This window comes from Stenotrophomonas sp. YJH_SMC_57 (genome assembly GCF_059369755.1).
Genome location: NZ_JCAFSZ010000007.1, coordinates 175,847 through 199,684, shown reverse-complemented (window position 1 = coordinate 199,684; position 23,838 = coordinate 175,847). Strand labels below are relative to the sequence as shown.

The 23,838-nt window shown below is 66.5% G+C and carries 23 protein-coding genes; 9 read left to right on the top strand and 14 right to left on the bottom strand.

The annotated features are described in order from the left end of the window. Positions 1-8 precede the first annotated feature (8 nt). From AC5P7U_RS11565 to AC5P7U_RS11530, 8 genes are all read right to left on the bottom strand, one after another. Positions 9-1,754 (bottom strand): ABC transporter permease subunit, encoded by a 1,746-nt coding sequence (locus AC5P7U_RS11565; protein WP_197562987.1) that lies wholly within the window; start codon positions 1,752-1,754, stop codon positions 9-11. Then, positions 1,751-2,302, bottom strand: coding sequence for a GNAT family N-acetyltransferase (locus AC5P7U_RS11560; RefSeq protein ID WP_006435457.1), 552 nt, complete (start codon positions 2,300-2,302; stop codon positions 1,751-1,753). The genes AC5P7U_RS11565 and AC5P7U_RS11560 overlap by 4 nt, the downstream gene beginning before the upstream one ends. Beyond that, positions 2,299-3,519: an amidohydrolase gene (locus AC5P7U_RS11555; RefSeq protein WP_197562985.1), complete on the bottom strand. Its 1,221-nt coding sequence runs from the start codon at positions 3,517-3,519 to the stop codon at positions 2,299-2,301. The genes AC5P7U_RS11560 and AC5P7U_RS11555 overlap by 4 nt, the downstream gene beginning before the upstream one ends. 4 nt (positions 3,520-3,523) lie before the next feature. Further along, positions 3,524-4,867: an NtaA/DmoA family FMN-dependent monooxygenase gene (locus AC5P7U_RS11550; protein ID WP_197562983.1), complete on the bottom strand. Its 1,344-nt coding sequence runs from the start codon at positions 4,865-4,867 to the stop codon at positions 3,524-3,526. A gap of 18 nt (positions 4,868-4,885) precedes the next feature. Beyond that, positions 4,886-5,863, bottom strand: a complete 978-nt coding sequence (locus AC5P7U_RS11545; RefSeq protein ID WP_197562981.1) for an MsnO8 family LLM class oxidoreductase — start codon at positions 5,861-5,863, stop codon at positions 4,886-4,888. Between the two features lie 14 nt (positions 5,864-5,877). Next, on the bottom strand, positions 5,878-6,240 hold the full coding sequence (locus AC5P7U_RS11540; protein WP_197562979.1) for a DUF3088 family protein: 363 nt from the start codon (positions 6,238-6,240) through the stop codon (positions 5,878-5,880). Between the two features lie 156 nt (positions 6,241-6,396). Further along, a complete protein-coding gene (gene msuE / locus AC5P7U_RS11535) occupies positions 6,397-6,978 on the bottom strand; it encodes an FMN reductase (RefSeq protein WP_197562973.1) in 582 nt (193 codons plus the stop codon). 52 nt (positions 6,979-7,030) lie between these two features. Next, a complete protein-coding gene (locus AC5P7U_RS11530) occupies positions 7,031-9,607 on the bottom strand; it encodes a TonB-dependent receptor domain-containing protein (protein ID WP_197562971.1) in 2,577 nt (858 codons plus the stop codon). A gap of 223 nt (positions 9,608-9,830) precedes the next feature. On the opposite strand from AC5P7U_RS11530, the gene ftrA reads away from it, so the two are divergent. After that, positions 9,831-10,832 (top strand): transcriptional regulator FtrA, encoded by a 1,002-nt coding sequence (gene ftrA / locus AC5P7U_RS11525; RefSeq protein WP_006435419.1) that lies wholly within the window; start codon positions 9,831-9,833, stop codon positions 10,830-10,832. 5 nt (positions 10,833-10,837) lie between these two features. Here the strand turns inward: ftrA and AC5P7U_RS11520 are convergent, their stop codons facing one another. The 4 genes from AC5P7U_RS11520 to AC5P7U_RS11505 form a co-directional block, all read right to left on the bottom strand. After that, entirely contained in the window at positions 10,838-13,603 is a 2,766-nt protein-coding gene (locus AC5P7U_RS11520) for a hybrid sensor histidine kinase/response regulator (RefSeq protein ID WP_495221137.1), read from the bottom strand. A 243-nt stretch (positions 13,604-13,846) separates the two neighbouring features. Further along, on the bottom strand, positions 13,847-14,350 hold the full coding sequence (locus AC5P7U_RS11515; RefSeq protein ID WP_006435418.1) for a hypothetical protein: 504 nt from the start codon (positions 14,348-14,350) through the stop codon (positions 13,847-13,849). A gap of 95 nt (positions 14,351-14,445) precedes the next feature. Then, on the bottom strand, positions 14,446-15,033 hold the full coding sequence (locus AC5P7U_RS11510; RefSeq protein ID WP_197562967.1) for a TetR/AcrR family transcriptional regulator: 588 nt from the start codon (positions 15,031-15,033) through the stop codon (positions 14,446-14,448). A gap of 91 nt (positions 15,034-15,124) precedes the next feature. After that, a complete protein-coding gene (locus tag AC5P7U_RS11505) occupies positions 15,125-16,069 on the bottom strand; it encodes an AraC family transcriptional regulator (protein WP_308307760.1) in 945 nt (314 codons plus the stop codon). Between the two features lie 107 nt (positions 16,070-16,176). Here AC5P7U_RS11505 and AC5P7U_RS11500 point away from each other — a divergent pair, with 107 nt between their 5' ends. After that, positions 16,177-17,016, top strand: a complete 840-nt coding sequence (locus AC5P7U_RS11500; RefSeq protein ID WP_006435415.1) for an oxidoreductase — start codon at positions 16,177-16,179, stop codon at positions 17,014-17,016. Positions 17,017-17,064: 48 nt separating this feature from the next. Here AC5P7U_RS11500 and AC5P7U_RS11495 read toward each other — a convergent pair whose 3' ends face one another. After that, complete coding sequence (locus AC5P7U_RS11495; protein ID WP_308307759.1) at positions 17,065-18,834, bottom strand: oleate hydratase; 1,770 nt, start codon at positions 18,832-18,834, stop codon at positions 17,065-17,067. A gap of 212 nt (positions 18,835-19,046) precedes the next feature. On the opposite strand from AC5P7U_RS11495, the gene AC5P7U_RS11490 reads away from it, so the two are divergent. The 7 genes from AC5P7U_RS11490 to AC5P7U_RS11460 all read left to right on the top strand — a co-directional run bounded on the left by AC5P7U_RS11490 (position 19,047) and on the right by AC5P7U_RS11460 (position 22,938). Beyond that, a complete protein-coding gene (locus tag AC5P7U_RS11490) occupies positions 19,047-19,502 on the top strand; it encodes an SRPBCC family protein (RefSeq protein WP_478431752.1) in 456 nt (151 codons plus the stop codon). A gap of 11 nt (positions 19,503-19,513) precedes the next feature. After that, complete coding sequence (locus AC5P7U_RS11485; RefSeq protein ID WP_005416268.1) at positions 19,514-19,828, top strand: ArsR/SmtB family transcription factor; 315 nt, start codon at positions 19,514-19,516, stop codon at positions 19,826-19,828. Positions 19,829-19,830: 2 nt separating this feature from the next. Then, positions 19,831-20,289, top strand: a complete 459-nt coding sequence (locus tag AC5P7U_RS11480; RefSeq protein ID WP_308307757.1) for an SRPBCC family protein — start codon at positions 19,831-19,833, stop codon at positions 20,287-20,289. A gap of 134 nt (positions 20,290-20,423) precedes the next feature. Beyond that, complete coding sequence (locus tag AC5P7U_RS11475) at positions 20,424-20,843, top strand: helix-turn-helix domain-containing protein (protein ID WP_495221135.1); 420 nt, start codon at positions 20,424-20,426, stop codon at positions 20,841-20,843. Further along, a complete protein-coding gene (locus AC5P7U_RS11470) occupies positions 20,840-21,706 on the top strand; it encodes an alpha/beta fold hydrolase (protein WP_006435389.1) in 867 nt (288 codons plus the stop codon). Before AC5P7U_RS11475 ends, AC5P7U_RS11470 begins: the two co-directional genes overlap by 4 nt. Then, complete coding sequence (locus tag AC5P7U_RS11465) at positions 21,699-22,076, top strand: DUF4180 domain-containing protein (RefSeq protein WP_308307755.1); 378 nt, start codon at positions 21,699-21,701, stop codon at positions 22,074-22,076. Before AC5P7U_RS11470 ends, AC5P7U_RS11465 begins: the two co-directional genes overlap by 8 nt. Positions 22,077-22,173: 97 nt before the next feature. Beyond that, the gene (locus AC5P7U_RS11460; RefSeq protein WP_495221134.1) at positions 22,174-22,938 is read left to right on the top strand and encodes a COG4705 family protein; all 765 of its coding nucleotides are present in this window, start codon (positions 22,174-22,176) and stop codon (positions 22,936-22,938) included. On the opposite strand, the gene AC5P7U_RS11455 is transcribed toward AC5P7U_RS11460, so the two are convergent. Further along, complete coding sequence (locus tag AC5P7U_RS11455) at positions 22,935-23,717, bottom strand: 3-hydroxybutyrate dehydrogenase (protein ID WP_495221133.1); 783 nt, start codon at positions 23,715-23,717, stop codon at positions 22,935-22,937. The two genes, AC5P7U_RS11460 and AC5P7U_RS11455, sit on opposite strands and share 4 nt — an antisense overlap. Between the last annotated feature and the right edge of the window lie 121 nt (positions 23,718-23,838).

Here is a 23,838-nt window from a genome sequence, read left to right as displayed (position 1 = left end):
TTTCGGGGTTACGGAGTCTTGGCCAGGAAATCGGCGGTGCGTTGCTGGCGCGGGCGCTGGAACAGGGCCTCAGGCGTGCCCTGCTCGATCACCCGCCCCTGGTCCATCATCACCACGTGGTCGGCCACGCGACGGGCGAAGCTCAACTCATGGGTAACGATCACCAGCGTGGTGCCGGAGCGGGCCAGTTCCTCGATCACGCTCAGTACTTCGGCCACCAGCTCCGGGTCCAGTGCCGAGGTCGGCTCGTCGAACAGCAGCACCTTCGGCTGCAGGGCCAGCGCGCGGGCAATCGCCACGCGCTGCTGCTGGCCGCCCGACAGCTGGCGCGGGAAGGCATCGGCCTTGTCGGCCAGGCCCACCCGCTCCAGCAGCGTGCGCGCCTGCTGCTCGGCCTGCGCGCGCGGCACGCCGCGCACCGCGATCGGCGCCTCGATGATGTTCTCCAGCGCGGTAAGGTGCGGGAACAGGTTGAAGCCCTGGAACACCATGCCGACCTCGGCGCGGCGGCGACGGATCTCGCGCTCCGGCAGTTCGTACAGGGTGTCACCGTCACGGCGGTAGCCGATCAGCTGGCCGCCGACGGTCACGTAGCCACTGTCGGCGCGTTCCAGGTGGTTGATAAGCCGCAGCAGCGTGGACTTGCCGGCACCGGACGGGCCGATCAGTACGGTCACGCTGCCCGCGCGCAGGTCCAGGTTCACGTCTTCCAGCACCGGCTGGTCGCCGAACACCTTGCCTACGCCATGCAACGACACCGATGCACCCTCGCCCGCCTCGACCTGCGCGGCGATGCGCGGGCGGCTGGTGGCGCGCGGCATGGGATCGTGCTGTGTACGCGTCGGCGACGAGACACGCGACACCGAGCGCTCGCGCTGCAGCTGGCCGCGCGCAAAGCGCTGCTCCACCCGTCGCTGCAACAGCGACAGCACGGTCAGGATCACCAGGTACCAGACCGTGGCCACCATCAGCAGCGGTACCACCTCCAGGTTGCGGCGGTAGATCACCTGCACGGTGTAGAACAGCTCTGGCAGCGCCAGCACGTAGACCACCGACGTGCTCTTGGCCAGCCCGATCACATCGTTGAACGCTGCCGGCAGGATCGAGCGCATCGCCTGCGGCAGGATGATGCGGCGCACCTGGCGGCCACGCGGCAGGCCAAGTGCGGCTGCCGCCTCGTACTGGCCATGGTCGACCGACAGGATGCCACCGCGGATCACTTCGGCCGAGAATGCGGCCTGGTTCAACGTAAGGCCCAGCACCGCCGCGGTGAACACACCGATCAGCTGGGTGGTCGGGTACGAGAACAGGCTGATGCCGGTGAACGGCACGCCCAGCTCGATGGTGCTGTACAGGTAGCCCAGGTTGTTCAGCAGCAACAACAGCACCAGCAGCGGGATCGAACGGAACAACCAGACGTAGCCCCACGACACCGCCGACAGCAGTGGCGAGCCGGAGACGCGCGCCAGCGCAAGCAGGGTGCCCAGCGCGAAGCCAAGGCCGGTACCCAGTGCGGTCAGCAGCAGCGTGCGGCCCAGGCCTTCCAGCACCGGGCGCGCGAAGAACCACTCAGCGAACGTGCCCCAGCCCCAGCGTGGATTGCCCAGCACCGATTGCAGGGCAATCAGGATCAGCGCCAACGCCAGCAGCGTTCCGAACACCTGCAGTGGATGCCGGGCCGGCACGATCTTCAGCGCGGGCGCCGGTGCGGGGCGTGCGGCAATTCCATCCAGCGCGGTCGACGGCGTGCTCATGCGTGGGCTCCATGCAGTACAGCCTGCGCCTGCGCGACCCGTGACGCGGGCGCCTGCAGATACTTCTCGAACGGCAGGTGAGCGATGGTTTCCGGATCCGCCTGCAGATCGAACAGCGCGGTGTAGCCATGGCTGAGGTACAGGCCGACCGCTTCGGGCTGGCGGAAGCCGGTGGTCAGGAACACCCGCCGATAGCCCTGGCGCGCGGCCTGCGCCTCCAGCTCCTGCAAGACGCGCCGCGCGATCCCCTGCCGCCGCAGCCCCGGCAGCGTCCAGATCCGCTTGAATTCAGCGGTCTCCGGATCGCGGTGCGGCATGAAGGCACCCCCGGAGATCGCAACGCCGTCGCGCAGCAACAGTACGAACGCGCCTACCGGTGAGGCGAATGCCTGCGCGGGGTATCGCTGCAGCTCCTCGCGGGCACTGCCACCGATGCGTCGGCGCACGTCGGCGTAGCGGCTGTCGTACTCCTGCTCCAGGCCATCGAACAGGGGCCGCGCCAGCGGATCATCCACCGAGGTATAGAAGAAGCGTTCGTTGCTGCTCATGCCACGTCCTTCACCAGGTAGTCTTCGGCCAACCGCGCCCACAGGCTGGCGGCCGGCGCGATGGCGGCGTCGTTGAACACATAGCGCGGACTGTGCAGCGGTGCGCTGTCGTCGTTGCCGACGAACACGAAACTTCCGGGGCGCGCCTGCAGCAGGAAGGCGAAGTCCTCGCTGGCCGTGCGCGGCGCAAAGTCAGGCACTACCTGTTCGGCGCCGAAGCCACGCAAAGCCACCTCGCGGACGTAGGCGGTCTGCTGCGGATGGTTGATTACGCTGGGGAAGCCACGCGGGAATGCAATCTCGGCCCGCGCACCGAAGGCGGCGGCGGTCTGCTCGGCAATCTCGATGGTCCGACGGCGCAGGGTGTCGCGCACCTCGGGCAGATAGGCGCGTACGGTCAACGTCAGTTCGACCACGTCCGGAATCACATTGGCGGCCTGCCCGCCATGGATCGAGCCGACCGTGACCACGCCCATCTGCCGTGGATCGACATTGCGCGATACCACGCTCTGCAGCGCGGTGATGATGTGCGCCGCCACCAGGATCGGATCGACACTGCCCTGCGGCTCGGCACCATGGCCGCCCTTGCCGATCACTTTCAGCCGCGCCCAGTCCACCGACGCCATCGCCGGACCGTCGACGAAGCCGAAGTGGCCCACGGGTACGCCCGGCCAGTTGTGCAGCCCATAGATTGCATCCACCGGGAAGCGCTCGAACAGGCCGTCGGCAATCATCTTCGACGCGCCCGAGCCGGTTTCCTCGGCCGGCTGGAATACCAGCTGCAGGGTGCCGTCGATACGGCCATGGTGAGCCAGGTAATGCGCGGCCGACAGCAGGATGGCGGTGTGGCCATCGTGGCCGCAGGCATGCATCAGGCCGTCGGTCTGGCTGGCATAGGCCAGTCCGGAATCCTCGTGGATCGGCAGTGCATCGATGTCGGCGCGCAGGCCGAGGCGACGGCTGCCCTGCCCGCGCTGCAGCGTGCCGACCACGCCGGTGCCGCCCAGGCCGGTGGTGACCTCATAGCCCCACTGCTGCAGCAGCTCGGCTACGCGGGCACTGGTGCGGTGTTCCTCGAAGGCCAGCTCCGGGTGCCGGTGCAGGTCGTGACGGATGGCGATGGCCGCGTCGGCGCGTGCTGCGATCTCGGGCAGCACACCGCTCGACGTGGGTGTCCGCCGGACCTGGTCCGGCACTGCCGCGGTTTCTCCGCTCATCGCCCTACCCCGCCTTCCGCGCCGGTTCGGCGTCGGTTGCATACCGGCTGGCCTTGTATGGCAGGCCCAGATGCTCACGCAGGGTCTGCCCCTCCAGCTCACGCTGGTGATAACCGCGCGCCTGCAGGATCGGCAGCACCTGGGTCACGAAATCGTCCAGGCCTTCGCGCTGTGCAGCGAAGCCGAGGATGAAGCCATCGCTGGCACCGGCGTCGAACCAGCGGATCAGCTCACCGGCCACATGCTCCGGCGTGCCGATGAAGTTCGGCCGCGGGCTCACGGCTTCCAATGCCACCTGGCGCAGGCTCAGGCCCTTTTCGCGCGCGTCCTGCTTGATGCGGTCAGTGGTGGAACGGAACGCGTTGCTGCCGATCCCGCCCAACTCCGGGAACGGTGCATCCGGGTCGTACTGGCTGAAATCATGGTGGTCGAAGAAGCGGCCGAGATAAGCCAGCGCGTCCTCAAGCGTGGCCAGCGCGGCAATCGCCTGGTACTTGGCTTCGGCTTCCTCGGCGGTGCGTCCGACGATCGGGCCGATGCCCGGGAAGATCTTCACGTCATTGCCGCTGCGGCCGTGCGCGATCGCCGAGTTCTTCACCCTCTGGGTAAATGCTCGGGTTTCTTCCAGCGACGGCGAATGGGTGAACACCGCATCGGCATACTTGCCGGCCAGCGCGATGCCATCATCGGATGAACCGGCCTGGAAGATCACCGGCTGGCCCTGCGGCGAACGCTGGATGTTGAGCGGCCCTTCCACCTGGAAGAAGCGTCCCTTGTGGTCAAGCCGACGGAACGTCTCAGGCGCGAAGAACGTGCCAGTGTCGCGCTCACGCACGAAGGCACCGTCATCCCATGAATCCCACAGCCCCTGCACCACCTCCAGGTACTCGTCAGCAATCTGATAGCGCAGCGCATGTTCGGGGTGTGGCCGCCCGTAGTTGCGCCCCGAACCTTCCAGCGGCGAGGTCACCACGTTCCAGCCGGCGCGACCGCCGCTGAGCAGGTCCAGCGAAGCAAACTGGCGCGCCACCGTGAACGGGTCGCTGTAGGAGGTCGACAGCGTGCCGGCCAGGCCGATCTTCTTCGTTGCCGTCGCCAGCGCCGACAGCAGCGAGATCGGCTCGAAACGGTTGAGGAAGTGCGGAATCGACTTCTCGTTGATGTACAGCCCGTCGGCCACAAAGCCGAAGGCGATGCCGTTGTCCTCGGCAGTACGCGCGATGTCGATGTAGAACTGCAGGTTGACGCTGGCATCGGCCGGGTTGGACGGATGCTTCCAGGCATGCATGTGGCTGCCGGGGCCCTGCAGCATGATGCCGAACGGAATGTGGCGCGGGGTCGTGCTCATGGGAATCGCTCCTGCAGGTCAGGCCACCGCCGCGCGTGGCGCGGGCGACAGCAGTTCAAGGGATGCCAGGCGTGCGTCGAGGTCGGCCACCGGCGCGTCGAGGATGAACTCGCCCACGCCGAAACGCCGATGCAGCGCATCCAGTTCGTCTCGCACGTGCTGCGCATCGCCGGACAGCACGCTCGGGCGTGTTTCCTCGATGCGGAAGTCGGCCACGCCTACCTGGCGTGCGTACTCGGCAGCCGCTTCCGGGCTGGGCAGATTCACCGTCTGGCCGGGGCCAAGGTGCAGCTTGTAGACGCGCAGCGCGCCGATATGCCGCGCCGCGGCTTCGGCAGACCGTGCGGCAAAGGCCACCGTGGCCAGCAGTGGTGGCTGCGTCGACGCGCTGCGGTAGGCGTCGAACGCGGCTTCGATATGCTTCGGATCACCATCAAAGTGCGCGGCGTAGACGAAGCGCCAACCGAGCTCGGCCGCCTGCTTCGCACTCTGCGGGCTGGCCCCCAGCAGGAAGCGTTCCGGTGCCTGCTGCGGAAGGGGCCGGGCCAGTGCGTCGCCCTCGGCGCCTGACAGATAGCCTTCCAGATCGCGCAGCTGCTGGTCGAAATCGGCGAAGGCCGGTCGCCCTGCCGCCAGCGCGGCGGTCGACGCGGGCAACCCACCGGGCGCCTTGCCCACGCCCAGATCCACCCGTCCCGGCGCCAGCGCCGCCAGCAGGTTGAAGTTCTCGGCCACCTTGTACGGTGCGTAGTGGCGCAGCATCACGCCGCCACTGCCGACGCGGATGCGCCGGGTCTGCGCCAGTACCCACGCCGCCAGCACTTCCGGCGCAGGGCTGGCCAGCGTCGGTGCGGCATGGTGCTCGGCAAACCAGTAGCGGTGGTAGCCCAGCTGCTCGGCGCGCTGCGCCAGCTGCAGGCTGTGGCGCAGCGCCTGTTCGGGCGAGGCACCTTCGGCCACCGGGCTCTTGTCCAACACACTGATCAGGTAGCTCATCGTCGCGTCCTCGCTCAGGGGTGGGCCACGGGAATGCCAAGCAACCCGTTCAGCGCCGCCAGGATCGGTTCGGCACCGGAGATGTACTGGCGATCCTGGTGTGCACCGCTGGCAAGCTCACTGCGCACGCCCTGCGGAAGCACCAGCTTCGGCAACGACTGGTCCTGTTCACCGATCTCGGCGATCACCTCGCGGCGCGGCCGCGCGAAGCCAATGCGTCGCACATCCAGCTGTGCATCGAGACCATCGATGCTCGACAGCGCTCCTTCCAGCAACAGGCTGTGCCGGCAGAAGAAGCGCTGGCCGGGAAGCTGGCCGTCCTCGAACTCACGATCGAGCAGGAACAGGATGGGTTTGTCAGTTGCGTCCAGACTCACGGAGTCGTCCTCATCAGGGCCGGCAATGCAATGCCGATTCGATTTCGATGCTAGAGAAGCCAGCACCGGCAACAGCGATGCCAGGCGACAATCGGCGGTCATATCCGGCCATGCAGATGCGCCTTGGCCATAAGCAAAGCGCCGCCGGTTATGGCGTCAGGCAATGCGCCGCAGCGGCGCCGGCAACACCCGCGCCTGCGTGGCCAGATGGCCGACCGCACGCTCGGCCGCCAGTGCGATCCGGGCCTGCAAAGCGGCGCTGTGGATGTGCTCACCGTCGAAGTCGGCCGACGTGGCATACACCCCTATCGGCAGCGTGTGCGCCTGCAGGAAGCTGAACAACGGCCGCAGCTGGTGATCGATCACCAGCGCATGGCGCTCGCTGCCCCCGGTCGCCGCCAGCAGTACCGGCGTATCCACCAATGCCTCCAGTTCGATGAAATCCACCAGGTGCTTGAACAGACCGGGATACGAGCCGCGATACACCGGCGCGGCGACCACCAGCAGTTCTGCGGCCTCGATGGCCTGCAGTGCCCGTTCCACTTCCGGCTGCGCCTCGGCGCGCGTCAGCGACTGCCCCAGCGAACGCGCGATCGGCGCCAGCTCCACCAGGTCCACGCTGGCATGCACCCGCTGCTGCAGCGATTCCAGCAGGTGCCGGACCAGCAGCAACGTACGCGACGTCGCGGAACTGGTCGGCGACCCGACCAAAGCAACCACCTTCAATGCAGAAGACATGAACTGCTCCCATGTAGAGTCGAGCCATGCTCGACTGCCGTTGGCCTGAACCTCAGAACCGGTAATTGACCCGCCCGTACCAGTACGCGCCCACATTGCCCAGCACATCGCCGCTGTCCCAGGTGGTCTCGATGCTGGCCACATCGGTGGCACTACGCGCGTACCCGGGCACCTTGCGGGTGCGCTTGTCGAACACGTTGTTGATGCCCAGCGCCGCACTCCAGCCCGCACCCAGTTCCACAGCACCGGAAAGGTTGGTCACCAGCACGGGTGGCTGCTTGTACTCCACGCCGTTGTTCAGGCGCTTGATCGGGCCGTAGTAGGTGAAGTCCACGTTCGAGCGCCAACGCCCGTTCTGCCACCCCAGCCCTGCCACCTGCGTGTAGCTGGGCGTGCGGAAGCGCAGCGCGTACTCGCTGGACTTTGTCAGCAGGTTGATGTTCGGCAGGCCCTGCAGTGCCGCCGGAATGTCGCTGACTTTCTGGATGGTGGTACGGCCGATGTTGGCTGCGTAGCTCCAGCGCAGCTTGCCCCAGGCGGTTTCCTGGTTGGCTTCCAGGGTCAGCTCGACGCCGCGCGTGCGGGTGTTGCCCACGTTGGTGAAGTAACTGGCGTAGAACGCATCACCGGCCAGGATGCTGATGCCGGCCGAACCCAGCAGCGCATCGATGGTGTTCTTCTGCGCCGCGCTCAGCACCGTGCCGCTGTTGTCGGTCACCCGCGCCGGGTCCTGCGCGTTGTAGCCGATCTGGCTGGACTGGCCCAGCTGCCCGCGGATGTCGATCTGGTACGCATCTACTGCCAGATGGAACGCCGGGCTCGGATCCCAGGTCACGCCCAGGCTGTAGTTGGTGGCTTTCTCAGGCTTCAGCGGCGTTGCACCCAGCGCGATCGCCGCCGGCGAGGACACCTGCGCCACCAGCGTTGTGCCGCACGGGCAGCTGCCAGTGGCCTGGTAGAACTGCGCGCCCAGGCTGGGGGCATGGAAGCCGTTGCTGACCGTCGCACGCAGGCCCAGCGCATCGGTGAAATCAAAGCGCGTGGTCAGCCGCCCGGTTGAGACACTGCCGAAATCCGAATGGTCTTCCCAGCGCGCGGCCGCATCCAGGTACCAGCGTGAGGTGATGTTGGTCGCTGCACCCACATACACCGCCTTGCTGTTGCGCGTGGCCTTCACCGCATCGGCCGTGGAGTAGCCGACGAACGCGGCGGCACCGAAGCCGGTGTACGACTCCCACTGCCCAGCCCCGCGCTCGTACTGCTCGTGCTGGTATTCGGCGCCCGCACTCACTTCCAGCGGCGATGCGAACGCCGCCACCTCGAATCCACGGCGCAGATCCAGGTTGGCGATGCCCTGCTGGTAGTCCAGCTTGCCGTCATAGAAATCGGTGGGCGAGCCCGGGTACGGCAGTGAGTAGTTCACCGAGTTGCGCGTGTAGGTGCGCACGGTGCTGCGGTTGCCGGTCAAGCTGGCGTCGTAGTCCCAGCCGGCAAGCTGGCCTTTCACGCCCGCCGTGCCGGTGTACTGCTTCTCCTTGGTTTCCAGCACCGGCAGGAAGCCGTCCGGAAACACGCTCAGCACGCCCGGTGCCTTGTAAGTGGTGAAGATGGTCGCGGGCAGGCGGAAATTCTGGATCGCCTGCGCGGTGCGGTCGCTGGCGGTCGCGTTGGCATAGAACTGCGCGCTTTCACCCAGGCCATGACCCACGTTCACCGCGAAGGCCTTCAAGGCATACGAGGGCGAACTGAGGATGGTGTTGGCCTCGGCATTGCGGTTGGCCTCGGCCGGGTTCGGCGAGGCTCCCGCCGGCAGCCGGTTATTGGGGCGCAGTGCCACCAGGTTGCCGTTCGCGTCTACCGCCGGGTAGCTCAGGTAGCCATCGATGTAGCGGCGGGTACGGATTGCATGATGCTGGCGCGTGCTCTCGCCGGACAGGTTGACGAAGCCATCGGCGCCCCACGGCAAACCAACATTGGCACGCACGCTGGTGCGCGAGCCATCACCATCGATGCTCTGCCCGCTTTCCACCGACAGATCGCCACCGTGCGCCTGCGATTTCAGGATCACGTTGACCACACCGGTGATCGCGTCCGAGCCGTAGATTGCCGAGGCGCCATCGCGCAGCACTTCCACATGGTCGATGGCAGCAACCGGAATCAACGCCAGATCGGCCCAGGCATGCCCGGGAAACCCACCACCGTTGGCCCCGCTCACGTAGGCGCTGGCATTGCGGCGCTTGCCATTCACCAGCACTAGCGTGTAGCCCGGCGACAGGTTGCGCAGCTGGTAGCCGCGGATCAGGCTCTCCTGATCGCTCTGGTAGCCGCCGATCTGGCTCAGCGATGGCAGCGCACGCTGCAACGCTTCCAGCAGGTTGCCCTGGCCGGTGGCGGTGAGGTCTTCGGCGGAGATCACATCGATCGGCGTGGAGCTGTTTTTCACGGTGCGCGTGCTGGTACGCGAACCGGTCACCACCACGGCGTCCAGCGTGGACGCAGCCACGTTGGCGGTCGCCGCGGTGGTGGCGGGCTCGGCATCGGCTTCAGCGGCATGGCTGGGCGATGTCGCCAGGGCCGCGGCGATCAGGACAGCAAGCGTGCTCAGTACGGGGGTGTGGGCGGCAGGCATGGGGGCTCGTGAGGTGGGCCGGAAACACGCTTCCATTCAAGAGCGTGTTCACCCGCCACGACAGGCGTGATCGCGTCACCCAGCCGTAACATCCGGCCACCCACATGACCACTGGTCATGACGTTAGGCGGCAACGCGGTCTCCGGCGCTACATGCCCCACAGGCATCACCACATGCCCGCGCACCACGCAGCGCCTGGCACCGCGGCCCGTAGCATCAAGCCATGCCCACCCTGTCCGCCGATCCCAACGCGCCACTGGTCGCCATCGTCGCCTGCCACGGCCAGGGGCTGTTCGAGTTCGGCTGCGCGGTCGGCCTGTTCGCACCGGTGCGGCCGGAACTGGGCGTGGCCTGGTACCGCACCCAGCTGTGCGCGGGCGAACCCGGCGCACTTCGCATGCTCGGCAACACCCAGGTGCAGCTGCCCTACGATCTCGACAGCGTCGATGACGCCGACATCATCGTCATCCCCGGTTGGCGCGAACCCAGCGAGCGCCCGCCACAGGCACTGCTCGATGCGCTCATCCGCGCCCACGCGCGCGGCGCACGCATCGCCTCGATCTGCTCCGGTGCGTTCGTGCTGGCCTGGGCCGGCCTGCTCGATGGCCGCCAGGCCACCACCCACTGGCGCCTCACCGAAGCGCTTGCGCGTGACTTCCCCCGCGTCGATGTACGCGAGGATGTGCTGTACGTGGATGCCGGCAGCATCATCACCTCGGCCGGCTCGGCCACCGGCATGGACATGATGCTGCACATGGTGCGCAAGGATTACGGCGCGCGCGTGGCCAACCTGGTGGCCGAGCGGCTGGTGCTGGCGCCGTGGCGTGATGCCGGGCGCAGCCAGCGCGTCAGCCGCGCCATTCCCAATGGCGAGCCCAGCCGCTTGGCGAAGCTGATGGAATGGATGCGCCGCAACCTGCGCGAGCCGCACTCGCTCGGCAGCCTCGCCGAGCAGGCCGCGCTCAGCCAGCGCACCCTGCAACGCCAGTTCCTGGACGCCACCGGCCTGTCACCCATCGACTGGTTGATCCGCGAGCGCGTGGCCTTCGCCCGCGAGCTGCTGGAAACCACCGACCGGCCACTGCAGTGGATCGCCGAGCACGCGGGGTTCGGTTCGCAGGAATCCTTCCGGCGCCACTTCCGCAGCCAGGTCGATGCCAGCCCCACCGAGTACCGCAGCCAGCATCGCAGCGGCATCGGTGCGGATCGCCTGGTGGGCTGCTGACCCCGTTACGCGGCGGGCAGATCCTGCGCGTCAACGCTCCATTCCCTGCCCGATCGGGACAGCAGCTGATCAACCCGCCGTTCCAGCTCCACGGCCTTGAACGGCTTGGTCAGGATCTCCATGCCAGGCTCCAGATGCTCGCCGCCCACCGCAGCACTCGCGGCATAGCCGGTGATGAACAGCACGGGCAGGTCGCGGCGCCGCTGTCGTCCGGCGTCGGCAACCTGCCGGCCGTTCAACGTGCCGGTCAGGCCCACGTCCGTCACCAGCAGATCAAAGTGCTGCCCACTGTCCAGCAACGCCAGCGCCTCACTGCCATTGGCCGCCTCGGTTACCGCGTGGCCCAGCCCCGAAAGCACATCGCGCACCAGCCCACGAATCGCGTCCTCGTCCTCCACCAGCAGCACCGATCGGCTGGCCGAGGCCGGCTTCAGTGGCATCGCACTCGGCGGTGCGACATCGACCGCCTGCGCCGGATCGGATTTCGGCAGGTACAGATGCATGGTCGTACCCGCACCCGGTGCCGATTCCACGTCCACCTGGCCGCCCGACTGGCGGGTGAAGCCATAGATCATCGACAGGCCCAGCCCGGTTCCCTGCCCGATCGGCTTGGTGGTGAAGAATGGCTCGAAGACTTTTTCCAGGACGCTGGCATCCATGCCCGTACCGGTATCGCGCACGGACAGGCGCACATAGTCACCAGCCGGCAGTCCCAACCGCTCGCTGCGCGTTCCTGCCAGCGCTTCGGTGCTGCTGGAAATGATGATCGTGCCGCCCCCCGGCATGGCATCGCGCGCGTTGATGCACAGATTCAGCAGCGCGTTTTCCAGCTGCGGTGCATCGACCCGTACCGCATCCTCGAAATCCTCGAAACGGGTTTCAATGTTGATCGAAGGGCCGATGGAACGGTTCAGGATATCCAGCATGCCGCTTACCAATGCGGCAACGCGCACCGACGACGGCGCCAGCGTCTGCCGCCGGGAAAACGCCAGCAGGCGCTGGGTCAGCGCAGCGGCACGGTCGGCACCGGAGCGCGCCATCTCCAGGTAGCGCTCCAGCCCATCCACCCGGCCCTGCTCCACGCGCATTTCAAGCAGTTCCAACCCCATCGATACCGCGGTCAGCATGTTGTTGAAGTCGTGCGCGATGCCGCCGGTCAACTGCCCCAGCGACTCCATCTTCTGGCCCTGCCGCAGCCGCTCCTCCATCGCCATCAGTTCGGCCGTCCTGGCCTGCACCCGTTCTTCCAGCGTCAACGTCAGCTGCTGCAGGCGCTGCTGGGCAATGCGACGGTCGGTAATGTCCGAGGCCGCGCCGAACCATTCCTTCACCCGCCCATGGTCATCCAGCAAAGGCACCGCGCGTAGCTGCACCCAGCGCACCGAGGCGTCCGGCAGCAGCGTGCGGTGTTCCACCTCCAGCGCGGACGTAGCCTGCAGCGCCTCGTCGATGGCCGCATCCACGGCCAGGCGGTCGCCCGGGTGAACCAGCTGCTCGCGCCAGGAACCCTGCGCATCGTGCAGCTCCGCCGCGTCGCCCTGCCGGTAGATCAGGCTCATCTGCTGCCAATCGGCGGAAATGGAATACAGCGACTGGGTCGCGGCCGAGACCAGCGCCGCCAGGCGCCGTTCGCTCTGCGCCAATGCATCGGCCGCGGTGCGTTCGGAGGTGCGATCGCGGAACACCACCACGAATCCCACCGCCTCGCCTTCCCCGCCGCGCAGCAGCGTCATCGAGCCCTGCGCCCAGAAGCGCCCGCCATCGCGGCGGCGCAGCCAGCGTTCGCCACTCAGCCCGCCGTGCAGCAGCGCATGCTGCATGTTGTGCTGGAAACGGTTCGCCTGCAGATCGTCCTGCAGATACAGCAGCCCGGCATGCTGGCCCAGCACCTCGCTTTCGTGCCAGCCCAGCGTCTCTTCCGCGCCGCGGTTCCACAGCGTGATCAGACCGTCCATGTCGGTGGCGATCATGGCGTAGTCGCGTGCGCTGTCCATGATCTGCCGGTGGCGTGCCTCGGTCAGCGAAAGATGCTGTTCCAGCGCGACCTGCGGCGTCAGATCCAGGCCCTGCACGAAGATGCCGTTGACCTGCCCGGCTTCGTCCTTGCACGGCTGGAACACCACATCAACGATATGCCGTGGGCCAAACCCGGGCTGCGGCACCCCGCTGTCGTAGGCCACCTTGCGCCCGATATACGGCTCGCCGGTGCGGTACACCTCATCCAGCAGATCCACGTAGCCCTGGTCCAGAGCTTCGGGAAGGGCCTCGACCAACGGCCGGCCAACCACCTCGCGGTGGCCGATCAGTTCCTCATAGCCCGGGTTGACCAGTGCAATGCGGTGCTCGGGGCCGGTCAGGAAGGCCATGAACATCGGCGACTTCTCGAACAGCGCGATCAACCGCTCATTCTCGCGGGCCAGCTTCTGCTGGGCCACGATCATGCCGGTCACCTCCTTGGTCACGCAGAAGGCGCCCGCCACCTGCTCGTCGCCGCCGTACAGGGGCGAGAACGAGAACGTCCACCAGGTATCTTCCGGTTGCCCGTACCGGTTCATCGCCACCGGCACGTTCTCGAAACGCGATCCCTGCCCGGCGAACGCGCGCTCGATCGGCTCGCGTACCGCAGGCCAGGCGTCCGCCCACAGGGTGCGGAGCGGCGCGCCCATCGCCTGCGGCAGCCGCGGCCCCAGGATCGGCGCATAGGCATCATTGAACAGGAACACCAGCTCCGGGCCCCAGACCAGGTACATGCTCTCGGGGGAGTTGAGCATCAGTTCAACCGCGCAACGCAGCGACGCGGGCCAGTGGTCCGACGGGCCGAGCGCAGTCGCCGACCAGTCATGGTCGCGGACACGCTCGGCAGCGGCCCCCGTCGCACGGGGGAAAACAGATCGACTCGGTTGCACTTCACATCCTGACGGAGGGCGGGGGTCGCAGCGCCCCAGCGGCATTCAAGCCGCTGCAGGAAATGAGACTGGCCTCGCCAATCTACGCGATCCGCCCACCCGAAAGCGTCAAGACATCGCAACGCGCGCCCGTTGCCGCCAGATCCGAACGCATTGCGCGGCAAACCCCAGCACGAATACCACAGCACACCCCAGCAGCGTCTGCAGGATCACCGGCGCCAGCGGTGCCGCGGCGATCGGGTGCGACAGCGGTACCCGGGTCAGCGTTTCGTTCACGCCCGGCACCAGCGACAGCAGGAAGCTGAAAGACAGTCCGAAGGTCGACAGGTATGGCCGCGCGCGGCCGAGGAACGGCAGCCGCCCGGCCAGCACACCGCCGAAGGCGGCCAGCAGCACGATCACGCCGAAGGCGTGGCCCGGATTCAGCCCACCGGTGCTGGACACGGTGAACGAGGTCGCCACCGACAGCACCAGGCCGACCAGATAGGCCTTGCCCGAACGCGTGGCCGGGTCGATGGCGCGGTGTCGGATGAAGCCGTACAGACCGGCAAGCACCGGAACCAGACTGACAGCGGTGTGGATCACCCCGAGGGCGGAAAGTGCGTGTGACATGGGGAAAACTCCTTATGGCTGAATGAACCAACTAGTAGGTAGGCTTAGTATTCAAAAGAAAGGCCTGCGAACCTCGCAGGCCTCAACAACCGGGTTCAGCGGGCGGTGCTCACCCGCGCAATCGCCAGGCGCGCCAGCGTGGCAAACGTGCCGGCATCACCGAAACCGCGCGCGGCCAGCATCGCGCCATGCACCGCCGACATGAATGCCTTGGCCTCATCGGCCGCAGAGCCCTGCAGATGCAGTTGCCCCGTCGCCGCCCCCTTCTGCAGGGTCAGCGCCAGCCAGCCGCTCAGGTCCTCGAAATGGCCGCGCACTTCCTCGGCAATCTCCGCAGGAATCATCGGCGACTCGGCCGCCAGCATCGCGCAGATGCAGAATGAGGACGTGCCGCCAGCGATGCAGGCCGACCAGTAGTCCACATAGGCGTTGAGTTCCTGCAGCGGGTCGTCCAGCTGCCGGTCCAGCAGCGCCAGGCCTTCGCGGGCTTCGACCCGGTACAGCTCGACCACCGTGCGCACCAGGTCCGCCTTGCTGGGGAAATGGTGGTGGATGCTGGCCTTGCTGATGTTGACCCGCGCCGAAACGTCGGCATAGCTGAAACCGTTGTAGCCGCCGGCCTCCAGCAGCGAACGGGCGTGGGCCAGGATCTCCAGGGCCTTGGGCGAGAGCGACTCTTTCATATGTAAGAACCTACTAGTAGGTAGGCTCGCAGTCAATACCCCCCCGGTAGTGCCGGCCGCTGGCCGGCATCCCAGGAAACCACCGAGCCCCTCAATGCGAAGACACGTACACCGCCTCTGCCGGCCCCGGCGGCACGGAAAAACTGCGCCGCATGCGTGCCACCTCGGCTGCCGGCGGCAGCGCGAACAGGCGCTTGAACTCGCGGTTGAACTGCGACGGGCTGGCATAGCCCACCGCCAGCGACGCGGCCTCGGCCGTCATGCGCTGGCGCAGCATCAGCAACCGCGCCTGATGCAGCCGGGTCGACTTCACGTACTGCATCGGCGACGTACCGGTGATCGCTCGGAAGTGGTCATGGAAAGTCGCCACGCTCATGCCCGCCTCGGCCGCCAGCTGGCCCACATCCAGGGCCGTGGCATACGCCGAATGAATGGTGCGCAGCGCCTTGCCGATGCTGCCGAAGCGCCCGCGCATGGCCAACGCCTCGCGCATTGCAGCGCCCTGTGCGCCGGTCAGCACGCGGAAGTACAGCTCACGCACCAGCGCCGGCCCGAGCACCGCGGCTTCCAGCGGATCGGCCAACGCTTCCAGCAGGCGCAGCACCGTCGCCTGCATCGGCGCCTGCATCGCGCTGGACATCATGCTCTGTGCGGGTACCTGCCCTGCACCGGCCTGCTCGCCCAGTTCGATCATCAGGTCCGCTGCCAGCTGCAGGTCCAGGTGCAGATAGATCGCCAGCAGCGGCGCCTGTTCCGACGCCTCGGTTTCCATCGTGAACGGTACCGGCACCGACACCGCCAGGTAATGCTGCGCGTCGTACTGGTACACCTGCCCGCCCAGATAGCCACGCTTCACGCCCTGGCAGACGATCACGATGCCGGGGTCATACAGTACCGGCGTGCGCGCCAGCGGCCGGTTGGAACGCAGCAGGCGCACCCCGGGCAGCGGCGTGAGCGTATAGCCCTCCTCCACCGCCAAAGTCTGCAGCAGGCCGACCATGCGCGCCTGCATCTGCGCCTGCTGGGAATCGACCACGGGCACGAGCGCTCCAGAGGAATAGGCAAGACTGGGCGAATCCTAGGCCTGGGTAGCCGTCGGTTCAAGCACTAACGTGCAAGCCCTCCCCAACGAGCCTGATCGCCATGACCTCCTCCCGCCTCATCCTCATCACCGGCGTCAGCAGTGGTTTCGGCCGCGCCCTCGCCCAGCAGGCCCTGCACGCCGGCCACCGCGTGGTCGGCACCGTGCGCAACGACGAAGCGCGCGTGGCATTCGAAGCGCTGGCTCCCGGCCGCGCCTTCGGCCGCCTGCTGGACGTGACCGATGCCGATGCCATCGATGCGCTCGTCGCCGATGTCGAAGCAAACGTCGGCGCCATCGACGTGCTGGTCAACAACGCCGGTTACGGCCACGAAGGCATCCTCGAAGAATCCACGCTGGCCGAGCTGCGCCATCAGTTCGAAGTGAACGTGTTCGGCCCGGCCGCGATGATCAAGGCCGTGCTGCCGCACATGCGCGAGCGCCGTCGCGGCCACATCCTCAACATCACCTCCATGGGCGGCTTCATCACCATGCCCGGCATCGCCTGGTACTGCGGCAGCAAGTTCGCGCTGGAAGGCATCAGCGAAGTGCTGGGCAAGGAAGTGGCGGCGTTCGGCATCCACGTCACCGCCGTTGCACCGGGCTCCTTCCGCACCGACTGGGCCGGGCGCTCGATGGCACGGGCACCGCGCAGCATTGAAGATTACGACGCGCTGTTCGACCCCATCCGCAGCGCGCGCGAGGCGAAGAGTGGCCATCAGCTGGGCGATCCGGTGAAGGCCGCGCAGGCCATGCTGCAGATCATCAACAGCGACGCGCCGCCCAGCCACCTGCTGCTGGGCAGCGACGCGTTGCAGCTGGTGCGCGCGAAGCTGGCATCGATGGCCAGCACCCTCGATGCCTGGGAACAGCTGAGCCGCTCCACCGACGGCGACGCGTAAGGCGCGGCGGCAGCCGATGCGCTCACCGCCTGCCTCCCTCCGGCCGGCTCAGTCCTCCTGCACCAGCTTGAACTCGCGCAGCAGGCCACCAATCTGCGTCCTGTCCAGCTTGTTCATCAGCAGGTTGCGCAGGAAAGCCGGCCCGGGAATGTCCAGCTCCTTGCCATCGCGCAGGCGACCGGTTGCCGCCAGCAGCGAGCGCACGTCATAGGTGGAATTGAACACCTCCGGCACGCCGCGTTCGATACCCAACAGCGTGTACACCGCTTCCATCGGCGTGCGCACCGAATACTCGGTGGTGAAGATGCAGTCGCGCTGCTTCGACTCGGCGAACTGGCCGATGAAGGCGAAGTTCACCGCCCCCTCCGGCACCACGTCCGGGCGGTCACCGGCCTGGCGCGGCATGAAGAACGCGGTCACGTACGGCATCATCACCGGCACCGTCTTCGCACCGGTCGCAGCCAGTTCGTCGATCTCGTCCAGCGGCACGCCCAGGTGGTACAGCCACTCGCGGGTGATCTCCTCGCCGGTGCAGTCCTGCATCGGCTTCTTCACGTAGTCACCGGGCGTATCCACGAACAGCGAATACACCCACACCACGATCTGGTCCTTGGGCTGGTTCTTGAAATGCGGCTGCCGGTTCACCGTCCAGCTCATCAGCCAGCGCGAGTCGCGCACGCTCACGATGCCGCCGGTCACCACCTTGCCACTGAACGGGTCGCGCTTGGCAATCTTCTGGATATAGGCGGGAATGCGCGCATCCAGCGTGGTTACCGTGGCCGATTCCCACTTGGTCTCGGGAATATGCGCACCGAACACGTCCGGGCGCCCGAACGCCGCGTCCTTCGCGGCGATGCGCCGCCACAGGTCCCACGCCGGCGCCGGGCCTTCATTCAAGCGCGCCGCCGTGTGGTGATCGCCATTGTCTGAATTCTCGGTCAGCGAGCCGATGGTCATGAACACCAGGTCATCCGCGCCCACATCGACGCCACCGGCCACGCCATCGCGGGTCCAATGGATGCGCGTGGCCTGCTTGCGGCCGGCCTGCAGATCGAAGTCGACGTCGGTCACCTCAGTGCCGTACTGGAACACCACGCCACGGTCCTGCAGCCACTTCACCAACGGCAGCACCAGCGATTCGTACTGGTTGTACTTGGTGAACTTCAGCGCCGAGAAATCCGGCAGGCCGCCGATGTGGTGGATGAAGCGATGCAGGTACAGCTTCATCTCCAGCGCCGAGTGCCACTCCTCGAACGCGAACATGGTGCGCCAGTACAGCCAGAAGTTGCTGTCCAGGAAATCGCGGCCCAGCACCTCATCGATGCGCTTGTTCTCCATCTCCTGCCGGGTGGCCAGGAACAGCGCGATGATGTCCTTCTGCGCCTGCTCGGTCAGGGTGAACAGGCCATCGGTATGTGCATCCTCACCGCGATTGATCGTGGCCCGCTGCAGCGAATAGTTCGGGTCATCCTTGTTCAACCAGTAGAACTCGTCCAGCACGCTGGCATCGTCGATCTCCAGCGACGGGATCGAGCGGAACAGGTCCCACAGGCATTCGAAGTGGTCTTCCATCTCGCGGCCGCCACGGATCACGAATCCCTTCTCCGGCACCTTCAGGCCGTCCAGCGCGCCACCGGCAATCTGCTGCTGTTCGAGAATGGTGATGCGCTCACCGGCCATGCGGCCGTCGCGCACCAGGAACGCCGCACCGGCCAGCGACGCCAGCCCCGAACCGACGAACCACGCGCGCTTGCCATCAACACCCGCCGGCTTGCGCGGGCGCGCGAAGGCTTCGTAGTTGCCACTGCTGTAGTACATGCACTGCTCCTTCCTGGAGGGGTAACCCCACTGTAAACGCCGCATGCGTCAGCACCGCTTAGGAATGGTTGCGAGCGCTTGCGACCAAATGCCGCAGCAGTGCCCGGCCATGCCTGGTAATCCCTTCCGCAACCACGGTTGACATGCAGGTATTTGCCTGCCTATAGTCCCCCCAAGGACGGCACCCGCCCGCCCATCGCGAGGAACCTGCCATGGTGGATATCGCACACAGGGTCGGCATCAAGGCCCCCGCAAGCCAGGTGTACCAGGCCCTGGCCACCCCCGAAGGCGTCGCCGCCTGGTGGGCCGAAGACAGCCACGGCGACCGCGATGTCGGCGGCAAGGTCAACGTGCGCTTCACCAACAACGGCCAGGAAATCGGCGCCATGGAAATGAAGCTGGAACAGCTCATTCCCGGCCAGCTGGTGCTTTGGGAATTCCTCGCCGGCCCCGCCGAATGGATCGGCACCCACGCACGCTTCGCGCTGAAACAGGAAGGCGACTACTGCATCGTCCTGTTCACCCACGAAGGCTGGAAAGAGCGCGTCGAGTTCACCTCCCACTGCAGCACCAAGTGGGCGGTGTTCCTGCTCAGCCTCAAGACCCTGCTGGAAACCGGCAAAGGCCACCCCAACCCGCACGACGTCAGGATCGACAACTGGAACTGAAGACGCCCCGCATGAATGCAGACAAGGTGTTCAAGGCACTGGCCGACCCGACGCGCAGGACGCTGCTGGACCTGCTCTGCGAAGACAACGGGCAGACGCTCGGCCAGCTGTGCGAGCACTTGGACATGGCCCGGCAATCGGTCACCCAGCACCTGGGCCTGCTGGAAGACGCCAACCTCATCAGCACCGTGCGCCGTGGCCGCGAGAAGCTGCACTTCATCAACCCGGTGCCGCTGCACGAGGTGTACGAGCGCTGGGTCCGCAAGTTCGAGCAGCAGCGCCTGAGCCTGCTGCATGACCTGAAACGAGAACTGGAAGGAGAATGACGATGTCCGCAGAGTCCACCCGCTTCATCCACGTGATCTACATCGCCTCCACCCCGCAGAAGGTGTTCGAGGCCATCACCCGCCCCGAGATCGCCAGCCGCTACTGGGGCCATGAGAACGTCTCGGACTGGAAGCCCGGCTCGCGCTGGCAGCATGTGCGTGCCAACGAAACGCGCTCGGTTGAACTGGTTGGCGAAGTGGTGGAAAGCGCACCGCCCTCCCGGTTGGTCATCACCTGGGCTGCCGCCTCGCAAGCCGACAATCCCAATGCCTACAGCCGCGTCACCTTCGACATCGTGCCCTACCAGGACATGGTGCGTCTGACCGTCACCCACGACGAACTGGAACCGGGCAGCGGCATGGATACCGGTATCCGCCAGGGCTGGCCGATCGTGCTGTCGAGCCTGAAGTCGTTGTTGGAGACCGGCAAAGGGCTGGATGTGTTCGCGAAGCCAGCGTAGTCGTCGGGAGGGTTGGCCCGCGCGAGTGGTACCGGGCAGATGGCCCCCTGTCGCCGTCGCCGCGCAATCCCCAATCGCTCCCTAAAATTGCATTTTATGGAACAATAGGGAGCGCATGGTTCTCGAGTTCCGATATGTCCCCCGCGTTGCTAACCGTCGATCAGGCTGCCCAGCAGCTCAGCCTGCACCCCAAAACCGTCCTGCGGCATATCCGTAGCGGCCAACTGCGCGCGACCCGCATCGGCAAGTCCTATCGCATCACCGCCGAAGACCTCGACGTGTTCACCGGCACCGTGCGTCAGCCCTCCCCTGCGCGCCCACAGCTGACCACGGTGGTGGATATTCCCGGATGCGGTGCGGCACGTGCCGCCGACCTGGTGCGTGCCCTGCATGCGCGCGTCACCGGCCGCGAGGCCGACGGTGAGCCGCTGCGCATGGAGACGATCTATTCGCCTGAGCACGATGTGCTCAAGCTGATCGTGATCGGTGGCCTGGCAGGTTCCACGGCGCTGCTGGTCAGCCTGCAGCGTCTGCTGCAGCACCGCAGCGCATGAAGCGGCAGCGCCCAGGCATTCCCACACAGCGCGTGCTTGCCGCCTACCGCCAGGTGCTTTCGGACTGGCCGGTACCACACGAATCGCACCATCTCGCCACCCGCGCCGGTTCGACATTCGTGGTCAGCTGCGGCCCCGAACACTGCCCTGCCCTGGTGCTGCTGCATGGCACCCTCAGCAATGCCGCCAGCTGGATGTTCGATGCCGCACGTTGGAGCGAACACTACCGCGTGCATGCCGTCGACATCATTGGCGAACCGGGCCTCAGCGAAGGCACGCAACCTGCGCTGGACAGCGATGCGCATGCGCAATGGCTGGATGATGTCCTCGACGCACTCGGCGTGGAAAGCGCTGCATTCGTGGGCCTGTCGTTCGGCGGTTTCCTGGCACTGGACTACGCGTTGCGAAGGCCTGCCCGGGTCAACGCACTGGTTCTGGTCAGCCCCTCGGGTATCGGGCGCCAGCGTGCATTCCTGCTCAAGGCGCTGCCACTGCTGCTGCTTGGCCAATGGGGGCGCGAGCGCCTGCGCCGTGCCGTCATGGGTCCCGCGCCACTGCATGCACCTGCACGTGCGCAGCCGCTGCTCGACCTGCTGGCATTGATCCGTGCCGAGGTTCGGCCACGTCCGCTGCGCATTCCCCGCATCAGCGACGAGCGCCTGGCTGCGTTGCATCCGCCGGCAGCCCTTGTCATGGGCGCGCGTGATGCCCTCATCGACACCCCTGCCGCCGCCGAACGCATGAAGCGGCTCGTCCCGACGGCGGACGTCACCCTGCTCGCAGACGCCTATCACTACATCCCCGGCCTGCGCGAAGACATCCTCGCCCGGCTGCGTCAACTGCAGAACCTCCAGCATGAATGATTCCATTGAACACTTCGGCACCACCCGCCTCCTGCGCATTGCGCCGCAGGGCCCCGCACTCGATGCCAACGGCCTGCGCGACCTGGTCGGCGATGCCCTTGGGCATCAGGCCGAGTGGATCGCCGTGCCGGTGCAACGCCTCTCTCCAGAATTCTTCGAGCTTCGCTCCGGCATGGCCGGTCAGTGGCTGCAGATGCTGGTGAACTACCGCCTGCACTTCGCCGTGCTGGGCGATGTCAGCGACTACCGCGCACAGAGCGAATCGCTGGACGCGTGGATCATTGAGTGCAACCGCGGCCACAACGGCTGCTTCGTGTCCGACTGGAATGCCCTGCTGGTTCGCCTTTCGGCCTCGGCCAGCGTGGGCTGAACGCCAGCCCCACGCTCACCCTCACCGAACCCGGTTCCGACCGCACTCCGACGCCGCCCGCCACAGCATCACCCACAGGCTCCCCAGGCGATGTTCGATGAGTGCTTCAGAGGCAGATTCCCTGCACAGCAAAGTGGCGGCGGTCACCCTTGGCTTCTGGGTGATGAAGATCGCCGCCACCACCCTCGGCGAGACTGCGGGCGATCTGCTGTCGATGACGATCAACCTGGGCTATGTGGCCAGCTCGGCCATCCTGCTCACCATCTTCGGCGGCCTGCTGGCAGTGCAACTGTCCGCGCGGCGCTTCCACCCGGTACTGTTCTGGTCGGTGGTGTTGGCCACCAGCACCGCCGGCACCACGATGTCCGATCTGCTCGACCGCACGCTCGGCCTCGGTTACGCCACCGGCGCCAGCCTGCTGGCCGGCTGCCTGGCGCTGGTGCTGCTGGCGTGGCGAGTGTCGGAAAAGTCGATCTCGGTCAGCAACATCGCATCGCGCCGCGCCGAAGGCTTCTACTGGACAGCCGTACTGTTCTCCAACACGCTCGGCACCGCCCTGGGCGACTTCCTCGCCGACGATTCCGGGCTGGGCTTCACCGGCGGCGCGCTGCTGATCGGCAGCCTCATCGCACTCACCGCGCTGGCCACCCGCATCAAGGGCATCAACCGGGTCATCCTGTTCTGGATCGCCTTCGTACTCACCCGCCCGTTCGGCGCCACCTTCGGCGACCTGCTCACCAAGCCGCTGGAAAAGGGTGGCCTGGGCTTCGGCACGGTGGGATCGTCGCTGGTGCTGTTCACCATCCTCGCGACACTGGTGGCGCTGCCGATGCTGCAGCGGCGCGCGCAGCCCGCCAATTAGCGGGCCGTCCAGCCCCCATCCACCGGCAACGCCGTGCCGGTGATCTGCGCCGCAGCGTCCGAGGCCAGGAACACCACCATCTCGCCCAGCTGCTCGGGCGTCACGAACTGCAACGAAGGCTGCTTTTCGGCCAGCAGCGCACGGGCGGCGGCTTCCTGATCCGTGCCGTCCTTCTCGGCCAACGCCGTGATCTGCTGCTCGACCAGCGCCGTCCGCACCCAGCCCGGGCAGATAGCATTCGCGGTGATGCCGGTGCCCGCATTCTCAAGCGCGGTCACCTTGGTGAACCCCACCACGCCATGCTTGGCCGCCACATAGGCCGACTTGTTCACCGAACCGACCAGCCCGTGCACCGACGCGATGTTGATGATGCGGCCAGCGCCCTGCTGCTTCATGTGCGGCAAGGCCGCCGCCGTTGCATGGAACACCGCCGACAGATTCAGCGCCAGGATCGCATCCCATTTTTCGACCGGAAATTCCTCGATCGACGCGGTGTGCTGGATGCCCGCATTGTTCACCAGTATGTCGATGCGGCCCATCGTCGCCACTGCGTGGTCGATCAGTCCGCGCACCGCCTCGCCCCGCGACAGGTCAGCACCATCATGCGCCACCCGTACGCCGAACTCGGCTTCCAGTTTGGTGCGGATGCGTTCGATTTCCGCCGCATCGCCGAAGCCATTCAGCACGATATCGGCACCCTGCCGCGCCAGCGCGGTGGCAATGCCAAGACCGATACCGCTGGTGGAGCCGGTAACCACGGCAACCTTTCCAGAGAACATGCGCGAGCTTCCGTCGGGGGTAGGTGGTCAGTGTAGCCCTCCGCGTCCGCGCCACGCGTGGATGCTTACTCTCGGCAAAATTCAACATTCCCCCTATATTCACCCCAATCCACCCATGGAT